General features: G+C 47.1%; 16 protein-coding genes. 4 read left to right on the top strand and 12 right to left on the bottom strand.

The genetic code is table 11. The annotated features are described in order from the left end of the window. Positions 1-83: 83 nt before the first annotated feature. The 5 genes from QUB39_RS21840 to QUB39_RS21860 all read right to left on the bottom strand — a co-directional run bounded on the left by QUB39_RS21840 (position 84) and on the right by QUB39_RS21860 (position 2,999). Positions 84-485, bottom strand: coding sequence for a fasciclin domain-containing protein (locus QUB39_RS21840; protein WP_333058034.1), 402 nt, complete (start codon positions 483-485; stop codon positions 84-86). Positions 486-1,131: 646 nt separating this feature from the next. Beyond that, positions 1,132-1,521: a hypothetical protein gene (locus tag QUB39_RS21845; protein WP_333210985.1), complete on the bottom strand. Its 390-nt coding sequence runs from the start codon at positions 1,519-1,521 to the stop codon at positions 1,132-1,134. 1 nt (position 1,522) lies between these two features. Then, positions 1,523-1,885: a hypothetical protein gene (locus tag QUB39_RS21850; RefSeq protein WP_333210987.1), complete on the bottom strand. Its 363-nt coding sequence runs from the start codon at positions 1,883-1,885 to the stop codon at positions 1,523-1,525. A gap of 126 nt (positions 1,886-2,011) precedes the next feature. Continuing rightward, complete coding sequence (locus QUB39_RS21855; RefSeq protein WP_333210989.1) at positions 2,012-2,458, bottom strand: Hsp20/alpha crystallin family protein; 447 nt, start codon at positions 2,456-2,458, stop codon at positions 2,012-2,014. A 253-nt stretch (positions 2,459-2,711) separates the two neighbouring features. Further along, positions 2,712-2,999 (bottom strand): hypothetical protein, encoded by a 288-nt coding sequence (locus QUB39_RS21860; RefSeq protein WP_333058030.1) that lies wholly within the window; start codon positions 2,997-2,999, stop codon positions 2,712-2,714. 186 nt (positions 3,000-3,185) lie between these two features. Between QUB39_RS21860 and QUB39_RS21865 the strand changes: the two genes are divergently transcribed. The 3 genes from QUB39_RS21865 to QUB39_RS21875 all read left to right on the top strand — a co-directional run bounded on the left by QUB39_RS21865 (position 3,186) and on the right by QUB39_RS21875 (position 5,826). Continuing rightward, positions 3,186-3,980 carry an MlaE family lipid ABC transporter permease subunit gene (locus QUB39_RS21865; protein WP_333058029.1) on the top strand — a complete coding sequence of 265 codons (795 nt, stop codon included), beginning with the start codon at positions 3,186-3,188 and terminating at the stop codon, positions 3,978-3,980. Between the two features lie 63 nt (positions 3,981-4,043). Beyond that, positions 4,044-4,436: a DUF3119 family protein gene (locus QUB39_RS21870; protein WP_333058028.1), complete on the top strand. Its 393-nt coding sequence runs from the start codon at positions 4,044-4,046 to the stop codon at positions 4,434-4,436. A gap of 58 nt (positions 4,437-4,494) precedes the next feature. Beyond that, positions 4,495-5,826, top strand: a complete 1,332-nt coding sequence (locus tag QUB39_RS21875) for a DUF3086 domain-containing protein (RefSeq protein ID WP_333210992.1) — start codon at positions 4,495-4,497, stop codon at positions 5,824-5,826. Here QUB39_RS21875 and QUB39_RS21880 read toward each other — a convergent pair. Continuing rightward, entirely contained in the window at positions 5,813-6,061 is a 249-nt protein-coding gene (locus QUB39_RS21880) for a hypothetical protein (protein WP_333058026.1), read from the bottom strand. The two genes, QUB39_RS21875 and QUB39_RS21880, sit on opposite strands and share 14 nt — an antisense overlap. Before the next feature lie 8 nt (positions 6,062-6,069). On the opposite strand from QUB39_RS21880, the gene plsY reads away from it, so the two are divergent. Beyond that, entirely contained in the window at positions 6,070-6,750 is a 681-nt protein-coding gene (plsY, locus tag QUB39_RS21885; protein WP_333058025.1) for a glycerol-3-phosphate 1-O-acyltransferase PlsY, read from the top strand. Positions 6,751-6,772: 22 nt separating this feature from the next. Here the strand turns inward: plsY and QUB39_RS21890 are convergent, their stop codons facing one another. From QUB39_RS21890 to acpS, 6 genes are all read right to left on the bottom strand, one after another. Further along, positions 6,773-7,360 carry a Uma2 family endonuclease gene (locus QUB39_RS21890; RefSeq protein WP_333058024.1) on the bottom strand — a complete coding sequence of 196 codons (588 nt, stop codon included), beginning with the start codon at positions 7,358-7,360 and terminating at the stop codon, positions 6,773-6,775. An 11-nt stretch (positions 7,361-7,371) separates the two neighbouring features. Beyond that, positions 7,372-8,217, bottom strand: a complete 846-nt coding sequence (gene proC, locus QUB39_RS21895) for a pyrroline-5-carboxylate reductase (protein WP_333141028.1) — start codon at positions 8,215-8,217, stop codon at positions 7,372-7,374. 297 nt (positions 8,218-8,514) lie between these two features. Then, entirely contained in the window at positions 8,515-9,129 is a 615-nt protein-coding gene (locus QUB39_RS21900) for a cell division protein SepF (RefSeq protein ID WP_333058022.1), read from the bottom strand. A gap of 117 nt (positions 9,130-9,246) precedes the next feature. Next, on the bottom strand, positions 9,247-9,912 hold the full coding sequence (locus tag QUB39_RS21905; protein WP_333058021.1) for a YggS family pyridoxal phosphate-dependent enzyme: 666 nt from the start codon (positions 9,910-9,912) through the stop codon (positions 9,247-9,249). 72 nt (positions 9,913-9,984) lie between these two features. Then, entirely contained in the window at positions 9,985-10,254 is a 270-nt protein-coding gene (gene pipX / locus QUB39_RS21910; protein WP_333058020.1) for a transcriptional coactivator PipX, read from the bottom strand. Between the two features lie 42 nt (positions 10,255-10,296). Beyond that, positions 10,297-10,755 (bottom strand): holo-ACP synthase, encoded by a 459-nt coding sequence (gene acpS, locus QUB39_RS21915; protein ID WP_333210995.1) that lies wholly within the window; start codon positions 10,753-10,755, stop codon positions 10,297-10,299. Positions 10,756-10,808: the final 53 nt, after the last annotated feature.

Consider the following 10,808-nt stretch of genomic DNA (forward strand, 5'->3'; position numbering starts at 1 on the left):
CGATAAATAAAAAGCGTGCGATGGGAGCAAATCGGCACCGCAAAGCACCAGGTTCGCTCCCGCAGCGAGATTTAACAGCGAAATTATCCCATTAAAATCACGTTATCGATGACGTGGATGACGCCGTTGTCTGCTTCGATATCCGCAGCAACAACTGTAGCATTTTTCACCTCAAAACCGTCCGAACAATCAATTTTAATCGGCGAACCTTCCAAGGAAGTAACAAAACCGACTTTTGCCAAATCAGCCTTCATAAACTTCCCCGATACCACGTGAAACATCAAAATCCTGGTTAGTTGGGGAACGTTCTGCACTAGGGTTGTGATAGTTCCCGGCGGCAATTTCGCAAAAGCATCGTCAGTGGGTGCAAAGACAGTAAAAGGGCCCGGACTTTTGAGCGCGTCTACTAAATTAGCTACTTGCACCGCCGTTACCAGGGTTTGAAACGAACCCGCACCTACGGCAATATCAACAATATCAGGCATTGTGTTTTACCTCATCTGGGAAAAAAGTTCTATTAAGTATCGTAAACTGAGGCGGGCAACAATACCTACTGTCTTTTTTGAAAAATTGGTAATTATTTTGTAGTGAGGACTTCCATCGTCAGATTTTTGATGAGGACTTCAATCCTCACTACAAACCTAATAACATAGGACTTACATCTGGGGCGCAGAAACTGGGTATTTTACGAAAATACTTCGTTAAAACCCGCAGATTAGGTAAACAACCCGGTTTCTTTGGTCGGAGTGCGTTCAGGACTGTAATAGTTATTTTACCAGATTTAATATTACTAAGGAATGAGAATTAAATACAGCATATTCCAGGTTCATGAAGTACACTATAAAGCTATATTATGTGGTGTTAATCTGTTTGGTGCGGATCTGCTTCATATTTGATAAAACTTGCAGATTGACGGGTGGCGACGCACTCTACAGCAGGCGATAGCTTGCATTGTGTACCACATATACATGGAATATGCTGTAACTTCCACAAGTTTGTGGGATGGGCCTGAAAGCTCGTCCAAAAAGGACGGGCTTTCAGGCCCATCCTACAATAACAATTAAAATTGTAAGTTATTTAAGTCGCGATCCTAAGCGCTTGGCAATTTAACCGCCCGGTGCTTTTAAATTACTACAATAATGCTGGCGATTTTTCGCCCAAAACCTCTGTTTCTAAATCGGCTTCTTCAGCATTTAGGTTTTCTCTCTTGTGAATGCTAAAACTGCCGTACAAAATTGAAATTTCAAAAATATCCGTATGAATCAAAGCTGCTTTCCGGTGCGCGTTTTCACCCAAATGAAAACCAATCAAATCAGCTAATGGTTCTTTTACTTCCTCTTCATCATGCACCTCCCACATAATTTCTCGGCAGTCTTGAAAAACTAAAGAGTAAGGCAATTGATCGCCTGTAGGATCGTAGATACATTCCAGTAATACTTCATTCCCCCACAAAGACACATTGACATTTTTTACGAGGGATGTAAGTCCACCTAAATTAAGCAAGTTGTAGTCATCAGGCATATTAATTACTCACTTTTTCTCCAGTAATGTGCGTATCAGGAATCTGATTGCCAAATTCATCGCGTGTTTGGAGTACGCTACCATCTTTGTCAAGACGCAAACCCCAGTTTATTCTTCTACCATCTGAGCCATATCGCGGTGCTGGCAGGCGAACAACTTCACTATTAGTGCGGATGATGACTTTTGACCTGTCAGAAAATTTGTATTCAACATAATTTCCTGAAGAAATTTTTACCTTAGCACCCAGCCCGCGCAAAAAATCATCGACTTCTTGGCGAGTCATCCCGGTTAAGTCTCCAAATTCAGATGCAATCCCATTTCCTCCAACTCCCTGACTCGGCACGCAAGTCTCCTCACCAACCATTGCCTTTTCGAGTTTAGCACAGTTGGAGAAGGTGAGGAAGCAGAAATTCCCAATGGCCAATAATCAATAAAAAAAATAGGGGTGCAGTGTGCCCCCTATTAATCAACTAACTAAACTGGCAAACAATTATTGACCGCCGATTTGCACTTTCACCACGCGGTTCTTTTCCGCTTCCGCTTTGGGCAAATTCAGGTGCAAAACTCCATTTTTGTACTCAGCTTCTACGCTGTCATTTTGAACCCGTGCGGGTAGGGGAATCACCCGGCGGAACGAACCGTAACGGAACTCCGAGCGAGTCATGCCTTTATCTTCACTCTTAGATTCGTGACGGCGTTCGCCGCTAATAGCAACAGCTTCTGCGGTTACTTGTACGTCCAAATCCTTAGCTTCCATGCCCGGAACTTCTAATTTAAGGTGGATGGCTTCGGGAGTTTCATCGAGTTCGGCGGGGGGTACAAAAGCAACACCGTTAGATGCGCGATCGGTTGCCGGTGTCAAGCTATCAAACAACCGATTCATTTCTCGTTGCAAGGAGTCCATTTCCCGCAAAGGTTCCCAACGAATAAGTGCCATAACTAATACCTCGACTATCTGAATTTTTTAGGGTTGAGAAACACTTGACTCAACCTGTATTTAATATATTCCAGCTCCCGAAACTGGGGGATTCGGTTTTCCGCAAAAAGGGCGATCGCATTTCCGAACATTCGCGATCGATATTGTAAAATCATCAAAAGGTGCGGGTATCCGATCCAACCCGAACCCAGCAATTTTAGATTTTAGATTCGATCGAGGAATTCCCATCTAAAATCTAAAATCGAAGGTTCGATTAACTCCACCGCGAATGCTGATAAGAAGCGTAGGTATCAAACAAAGCACCCACCAAACCAAAAGTTAGACCGATGACGAAAAAACCCTGGAGGGGACAGCCGCTGCCGAAAGTAGCTAAGAACTGCAAAATCAGCTCTTCTCCAGAACGACCAACTCCTTGGAGAGCAGGCACGAAGCCAATCAGCGAAAAGCTAGTCAATCCCCCGCCGATTAACAATAAGGGGGCGACAAAGCTCAACAGGCCCGTCAACAGTACAGAGCGAAGAAAATTGGGAAAAATGCTCATAAGAGTCAGTAAATTCAGCTAAACTGCCGAAAGGTGCAAGCAAACAAAACTTGTCCTTTTCTACGATAGGCAGCGATCGCCCTCCGTGGCCAGTTCTGTCAGAAATCTTAAATGTTATAGAAAAAACTTGTTTAAGATTTGTAGATAGATTTCATTTTTGGCAGTTGTTCTACACTCGAAATCCCCTTGAGCACCACTACATCTTCCAGCCTCAGTTTGTGGAGTCGGCGGTTGCTGGCAGCAGCTTTATTGGGCGGCCAAGTTATGCTGCACTTGCTGAAGGGCAAAATTCACCGTCGCAACACCATCGACCAAATGGCAGCAGTCGGCCCGGAATCTCTGCTGATTGCTTTGCTGACTGCGGGTTTTGTCGGCATGGTATTTACTATTCAGGTAGCGAGGGAGTTTATTAACCTCGGGGCCGGCAATGTCGTAGGTGGCGTTTTGGCTTTGTCTTTGACTCGCGAGCTCGGCCCCGTCTTAACAGCGGTAATCGTGACGGGACGGGTAGGTTCGGCTTTTGCGGCGGAAATCGGCACGATGCAGGTAACAGAACAGATAGATGCCCTGCTGATGCTCAAAACAGACCCGATCGACTATTTAGTAATTCCCCGCGTCATTGCTTGCTGCTTGATGCTGCCAATTTTAACCATCATGTGTCTCGTCACGGGCATCCTCGGCGGACTGCTGATTGCTACGACGATGTACGGCATCTCTCAAAACGTGTTTTTAGAATCAGTCCGCAATTTCCTGAGTTTGTGGGATATTTGCAGCGCGGCAATTAAGGCTTTTGTATTCGGTGGTTTGATTGCTGTAATCGGCACTAGCTGGGGCTTGACCACCACCGGCGGGGCAAAAGGCGTCGGCCAATCGACTACCACAGCGGTGGTGACGGCTTTACTGGCTATTTTTATCTTTAACTTTTTGATGACATGGCTGATGTTTCAGGGCACGGGCTCTAGCGTACTCAAAGGCCTGTAAGCTAAGAAACGGATAAAATATGAATAATTGGCAACATTAGTTTACTACCCTTGATTTAAACCCGTGACTACAACAGCCTCTTCGACTGCGCCGACAAGTACGATCGAACTCGCCCCGAGTTATGCGATTCCCCTAGTCCTGGTACTGGCGGCCGTACCGCTACTGTTCGTGCAGAAGTGGGTGAGTTTGCCACTTTCTGTGTTCGGCTTGTTTTTGATGTACCAAGCCGCCACCATCCGGCTACAATTTACCCCAACAGATTTGGACATTTATCGATCGTCCAACTTAATCCGCCGCTTTCCTTACCGAGAATGGCAAAATTGGCGGATATTTTGGCCCGCTGTGCCGATTTTGTTCTATTTCAAAGAAATTAACAGCATTCACTTTCTGCCGGTTCTGTTCGATCGTAAAATGCTACAGACCTGCTTAGAACAGCGCTGTCCCCGTCAAGACTAAAAAAGTTGTTAATTTTTAATTTTTAACTTTTCCGTGCCCACGCCGAACAAAATTTCCCATGAATTCAGACGAATCTCCAACCCAAGAACCGCAACCACAACCAGCCACCCCAAGCGGTGACGGCGAAGTCGATTTACCCGTGAATGAGACGGAGTACCAAGTTCTATCTCAAACACAAGATTTGTGGATCGACGAAAATGAACTGCCCGCCCAACTCCCGGCAGAAACAGACCCGCCGCTGGACGAGGAAGATGCCGAAATTGCCCAATTCGTGGACGAAGCAGGCGCACTAGCCCAAATTGCGCCCAACACCGACGAGGCCGAATCAGAAAGTCCGATCGCTCAAATCGAGATTCCCACAGACTCCCAGCCAACAGCAACCGCAGAAATGGTAACGCCCATCCCAGAAAATGTTACCGAACAGTTGACAGAGAGAATCAAAGAATTGCAGCAGCAAGAACAAGCTTTGACTGAAAAAATTGCCGCCTTGGAAGCCGACAAAGCCAATGCTATAGAAGCGTTGGGCGCGGCTCAAACATCGATCGGGCGTTTGGTACAAGACGGCTTGATTCAACTAGATCAGCGCAAACAAGCGCTACAAATCGAAGTAGAAAAACTAGAACGCCGGCGCGATCGAATTCAGAAGGAAATGCGAACCACTTTTGCCGGCGTTTCCCAAGATTTAGCAATTCGAGTCCAGGGTTTCAAAGACTATTTAGTAGGCAGTTTGCAGGATTTGGCCGCTACCGCCGAACTCTTAGATTTGACACCGCCGACGCAAGAGACACCACAGCGAACTGCTGCTGAGGAGTCTCAATCCTCAGCACCGGTAAATCCCAAATTTGCCGAACAGGGATTTCAAGAACAAGCCAAACAAATTCGCCGCACCCTCGATCAATATCGCACTGTCCCCGACTACTACGGCCCGCCTTGGCAACTCCGCCGCACTTTTGAACCCATCCACGCGGAACGAGTTTCTAACTGGTTTTTCACCCAAGGAGGAAGGGGCGCTTTGCGGACTATGGGTTCGCGCTTGCAAAATATCTTGATTACTTCGACAATTATTTCTGTACTCAGAAGCGTCTACGGCGGACGGGTGCGGACTTTGGTGCTCGCCAACAGTCCCGAACGTTTGGGAGAGTGGCGCCGGGGTTTGCAGGACTGTTTGGGCATTACTCGCAGCGATTTTGGCCCGGAAAGGGGGATTATTATGTTTGAGTCTGCGGAAGCTTTGGCTCAAAAAGCCGATCGACTGGTGAAAGATGGCAAATTGCCCCTAATTGTCATTGATGAAACTGAGGATTTAATTAGTTTGTCAATCCTGCAATTTCCGTTATGGTTGGCCTTTGCTGCCGATCCGCAAACTTTGACGACTGCTAAGGATTTTTGAGTAAGTCCGGGCGAATATAATTCGCTGCTATACAAACTTTCGTCCGCCTGCGTGGACTGAAGAAACTCAGAGGGAAATTGACCGGAATTGGTTGTTCCTTCTTCTTCCTTCTTCCTTCTTCCTTCTTCCTTCTTCCTTCTTCTTCCTTCTTCCTTCTTCTGCCTTCTGCCTTCTGCCTTCTGCCTTCTGCCTTCTGCCTTCTGCCTTCTTCCTTCTGCTGTACACGAAATCTCAAATAAAAAAATGGCTAGCTGGATAATTTTAAATGGCGCACTGTTAATAGCAGCTTATCTGCTTGGTTCGATTCCGACTGGGTACGCCTTGGGGAAATGGATGCTGGGAATTGATATTCGAGAGGTTGGTTCGGGTTCGACTGGTGCGACTAATGTACTGAGGACTTTGGGCAAAGGGCCGGGGTTGGGGGTGTTGTTGGTGGATGTGTTGAAGGGGGTAAGTGCGATCGTCCTAATTCGCTATATTTACTCTCTCACTTTTACCAGCCAGCTAGCAACCGCAGCCGGTTTAGAAAATATTGCAACTGTCCTCCCTTGGATGGCAACTTTGGCGGGTTTCTCGGCTGTTTTGGGCCACAGCAAATCAATCTGGCTGGGGTTTACGGGGGGTAAATCTGTGGCTACGAGTTTGGGAGTTTTGCTTGGTTTGTACTGGCCCGTTGGTTTGGGAACTTTCGGAATTTTTGGAATCGTGTTTGCGGTGTCGCGAATTGTTTCTTTAAGTTCGATTATCGGGGCAATTAGCGTGGCTGGATTGATGTTTGCTTTACATCAGCCCCTGGCTTATGTATTGTTTGGCATTGCGGGCGGTGTGTTTGTAATTGTGCGGCACCGCAGCAATATTCAGCGGCTTTTGAATGGTACGGAACCAAGGATTGGGCAGAAATTGGAAACAGCAGCTAGCGATTGATCTGAAACAGCCTGACACCTTTTCAATTATTTCCCATAACGGGCCCTAGTTCCAACACAAATCCGGGCAAAATATCTTCCCCTGACAGCGTAACAGGGGACTGCAATATTTCTATTTCTCGATCGATCCTATAAATCTCCACACTCCGCGTTTGCGGGTCAATCAACCACCCCAAACAAACGCCATTTTCCCGATATTCCTGCATTTTCTCTCGCGTTTCTCGGATAGAATCAGTGGGCGAGCACAATTCCACTACAAAATCAGGACACAGTGGCGGAAATTTTCTTTTTTGTTCGGGAGTTAAAGCTTCCCATCTTTCGCGTTTTATCCAAGAAGCATCGGGAGAACGAGTTGCACCGTTTGGGAGTCTAAAACAGGTGGAAGAGTCAAAAGCAATTCCTAGATTCGGATTTTGGCGACTCCAAGCTTGCAATTGATAGGATAAATCCATATTACGGTTGCCCGTTTCTCCTCCCGTTGGTGGAACCATCAGCAGTTCTCCTTTTGCATTCCGTTCAAATTTATAATCGGGGTGATGTTGGCACAGTTCGTAAAACTGATCGTCTGTCAACTTGATCCACGGACTTAAATCTAATTTTAAAGTCAGCATGGCACTAACACCTATTTACCCAATTCTTGAGAACGCAAACAAGCTGCTTTCACTGCTTCGATTAGGGCAGAACGAAAGCCGTTACTCTCTAGTTTAGCAATTCCGGCAATAGTTGTGCCGCCGGGACTCGTAACTTGATCTTTCAATTGTGCCGGGTGCATTCCCGTTTCTTGCATTAGCTTCGCTGTACCGAATACTGTTTGTAAAGCTAATTGAGAGGCGATCGCCCGTGGCAGACCCGCACAAACTCCGCCATCTGTCAAGGCCTCTATCAAAATTGCTACATAACCAGGCCCGGAACCCGAAAGTCCAGTCACCGCATCGAGCATACTCTCAGGTACTTCTACCACTTCTCCCACGGCCTGAAAGATGCGCTTTACCAATTCTAAATCAGCCGGTTGCACGAGTTTTCCCGGAGCGATCGCGCTCATTCCCGCTCCTACCGTGGCTGGAGTATTCGGCATCACCCGCAGCACTCCCCGCCCCGGAAAGGCTGGTTCCAGCTTGCTCAGTGGCACTCCGGCCAAAATCGACACTACTAGCGCTTCTGGCTGGGAATTAGCCGTTTCTCCATTATTTCCCTGTTTGCGATCGGCCGCCACGGCCAACTCCAAAGCTACCGTATCAAAAACTTGCGGTTTAATCGCCAAAAACAGCACTTCTGTAGCCGCAGCAACTTCTAGATTGCTGGCTGTTGTTCCAATCCCGTATTTGTTAGCCAAAAACTCGCGGCGCTTTACCCCAGGCTCGCTCACCAATATTTCTGAAGGCAAATAAACTTTTTGTGCAATTAAGCGGGATAAGAGAGCTTCTCCCATTACCCCGCCGCCGATCGTACCAAATTTTATGTTAGTCATTAGTCATTAGTCATTAGTCATTAGTCATTAGTCTACAGTGCTACCTTGTAGGGTGCGTCGCCCGCAACAATTTACAAGTTCGATCGAAAATTAGAAAGCGACGCACCTTACTATTTTATGCTAGTCATTAGTCATTAATTATTAGTTGCCATTAATTATCAGTTCTCCGCCTTAGCTAAGAGTTAAGCGCCCAGAACTAAGGATACAAAATTCAGGATCTCGCTAGTTAAAAGCTTACTGGCTAATAACTAAAGACTAAAGACAGATGACTAATGACTAATAACTACTGACTAATAACTACTGAGCGATGGTAGCTTGTTCTGCCGGCCAGACTGTCGGTGCAGGAGCAGCAGCACGAGGGCGTCCTTGAGCAGGAGGCACTTCGTGAACCACACCAGACTGAGTTCTCACCTGCACGCAGCTAGGCGTAAACAAGAAAATACTTTCGCCAATTCGCTCTTGATGACCGTCAAGGGCATAAGTACCGCCCGCCACAAAGTCCACAGCTCTTTGCGCTTGGTCTGGGTCCATCACCGTCAGGTTCAAAACCACAGACTTGCGTTCCTTAAGGGCTCGAATTGCTGCCGGCATCTCTTCAAAAGTGCGCGGCTCCATTACTACTACTTCCGAAATCCCGTTCATAGCTCCAGGCATTCCAATCACGTTATTCATTACTGACCCTACTCCCCCGGTTGGTGCAACTACATCCATACCTGTCGATCCTACTACTGACCGCTCTCGCATTCTACGATTTTGACGACGTTCTTCTTCCGCTGCGACTGCAGCGGGGTTGGGTTCAGGCGCTTGGTAGAAGTTCTGATAGCGCTCCCCTTCAGTTTCGTCGTACACGTCATCGTACTCAGGCTCATTGTTGATCCCTACAAAATCTCGCAGTTTAGAAAAAATATTCATGATTCACGCTCCTTTACGACTTTGCTGCCCCGACTATACTCGCGTTGCGCGTTAGTCGCGGGTGGCTGACTATTCTATATTTAACCCAAATTGTCTTTATCAGAAGATTTCAATTATTTATCCCCTCCTAGAGCCAAATAAGGTTTGTCCTAGCCGTACCATAGTAGCACCTGCTTGAATTGCCAAATGATAATCTCCCGACATCCCCATCGAGAGCTGCTGCATTTGAATGTAGGGCAAATTTTGCTGCTGGATTTTGTCAGCAAGTTCGCGGGTGCTGTTAAATAATTCTAGGATTTGGGAGTCATCTAATCCCAGCGGAGGAATTGTCATCAAACCTTGAATTTTGATATGCTGACATTTGTTGAGTTCTGGAAGGTCAGCCAGCAGTTCTGGAACGCTCCAGCCGTATTTGTCCGGGTCGGGCAACATTTTGACCTGCAGGCAGACTTGGGGAGAGCAGGACATTTCCCCCGCCAAGCGCGAAAGTCGCTGAGCGAGTTTTAAATTGTCGAGAGAGTGAATCCACTGGAAATGCTCTAGGGCCTTGGCGGCTTTGTTGGCTTGCAAGTGCCCGATCAAGTGCCAGTTGATATCCGGTAAATCTTGCAGTTGGCTTTGTTTTTCGGCAGTCTCTTGAACCTTACTCTCGCCAAAATCCCGGATACCGCCGTCGTATGCTTCGCGGATAGCATCAGTCGATACCTGTTTGGTAACGGCAATTAACCGCACTGATTCCGGCAAGTGTTGGCGAATGCTGTTAATTCGAGAGGCTATGGTCATGGGTACTCAACGCTCTTGACGGGAGGGAAGGAAAATTAAGACTGTTACCAATTACCAAATTACTGATTTTCGTTATTGAAATGTACGCTGGTGAATGGTTTGCAATTGGTCGTACTCGTGATATTGACCGCTGCGACGCAGGGTTCGCAGGCGAATTTCGACCATGAGGCGAGCGTCGGAGCGGCTGATTGGTTCAAATCTCAGCCCGCCAGGGCCGTTTGTCACCAAAAAAAACAGGCGTTGGGCGTATAGGGTGGTAAATAATTCTTGGCTGTCTTCAACCTGGGATACCCTGAAGAGGAGGCCAAAGTTTGGATGATTCAGGTAAGTTTCGGTAGTCATTCACACTCACAATCTATCAATTTTAGATTAAAGATTTAGATTTTAGATTTTAGTTTCGCTCGATCGCTCGACAGCGTTGTTTGACGGCGGGGTACAAAGGGCGATCGCCGTAGCCGTGCAATAGTCTCCGTCGTGGCTGAGGCTTAATTGCCACTGGCAATTTCCCCAAACAGAGGCTTGTGCTGCTGCGGTTCCGTGCAGTTGCACATTGGGAGCACCGTTTTCGGAGCGCCGAATTTCCACATCTGCATACCGTATTCCCCGCCATCCCGTGCCTAGAGCTTTGACAACGGCTTCTTTTGCTGCCCAGCGGCCCGCTAGCTGGTTGCAGGAAACTCGATTCATTTTACCTTTAATGCTGCTGTGTTGAGAATTTTGTTGTCCGCAATCCCTTTGTTCGGCGGGCGTGTAAACTTTTTCGAGGAAGCGATCGCCAAAGCGGTCTAATGCGGCTTGAATGCGCGGAACATATACGATATCTGTCCCAAGATAGATGTTCAAGGTCTTGGTTCTCTAAATATTTGTCTCCATTACTTTAGCAGGACTGTCGCGCA

Source organism: Microcoleus sp. AT8-B5 (genome assembly GCF_036705565.1).
Lineage (GTDB): Bacteria > Cyanobacteriota > Cyanobacteriia > Cyanobacteriales > Microcoleaceae > Microcoleus.

What these genes read in the sequence shown, in the direction of transcription:
- QUB39_RS21840 (WP_333058034.1), bottom strand. Translation starts at nt 485, where the DNA reads ATGCCTGATATTGTTGATATTGCCGTAGGTGCGGGTTCGTTTCAAACC.
- QUB39_RS21845 (WP_333210985.1), bottom strand. Translation starts at nt 1,521, where the DNA reads ATGCCTGATGACTACAACTTGCTTAATTTAGGTGGACTTACATCCCTC.
- QUB39_RS21850 (WP_333210987.1), bottom strand. Translation starts at nt 1,885, where the DNA reads ATGGTTGGTGAGGAGACTTGCGTGCCGAGTCAGGGAGTTGGAGGAAAT.
- QUB39_RS21855 (WP_333210989.1), bottom strand. Translation starts at nt 2,458, where the DNA reads ATGGCACTTATTCGTTGGGAACCTTTGCGGGAAATGGACTCCTTGCAA.
- QUB39_RS21860 (WP_333058030.1), bottom strand. Translation starts at nt 2,999, where the DNA reads ATGAGCATTTTTCCCAATTTTCTTCGCTCTGTACTGTTGACGGGCCTG.
- QUB39_RS21875 (WP_333210992.1), top strand. Translation starts at nt 4,495, where the DNA reads ATGAATTCAGACGAATCTCCAACCCAAGAACCGCAACCACAACCAGCC.
- plsY (WP_333058025.1), top strand. Translation starts at nt 6,070, where the DNA reads ATGGCTAGCTGGATAATTTTAAATGGCGCACTGTTAATAGCAGCTTAT.
- QUB39_RS21890 (WP_333058024.1), bottom strand. Translation starts at nt 7,360, where the DNA reads ATGCTGACTTTAAAATTAGATTTAAGTCCGTGGATCAAGTTGACAGAC.
- proC (WP_333141028.1), bottom strand. Translation starts at nt 8,217, where the DNA reads ATGACTAACATAAAATTTGGTACGATCGGCGGCGGGGTAATGGGAGAA.
- QUB39_RS21900 (WP_333058022.1), bottom strand. Translation starts at nt 9,129, where the DNA reads ATGAATATTTTTTCTAAACTGCGAGATTTTGTAGGGATCAACAATGAG.
- QUB39_RS21905 (WP_333058021.1), bottom strand. Translation starts at nt 9,912, where the DNA reads ATGACCATAGCCTCTCGAATTAACAGCATTCGCCAACACTTGCCGGAA.
- pipX (WP_333058020.1), bottom strand. Translation starts at nt 10,254, where the DNA reads ATGACTACCGAAACTTACCTGAATCATCCAAACTTTGGCCTCCTCTTC.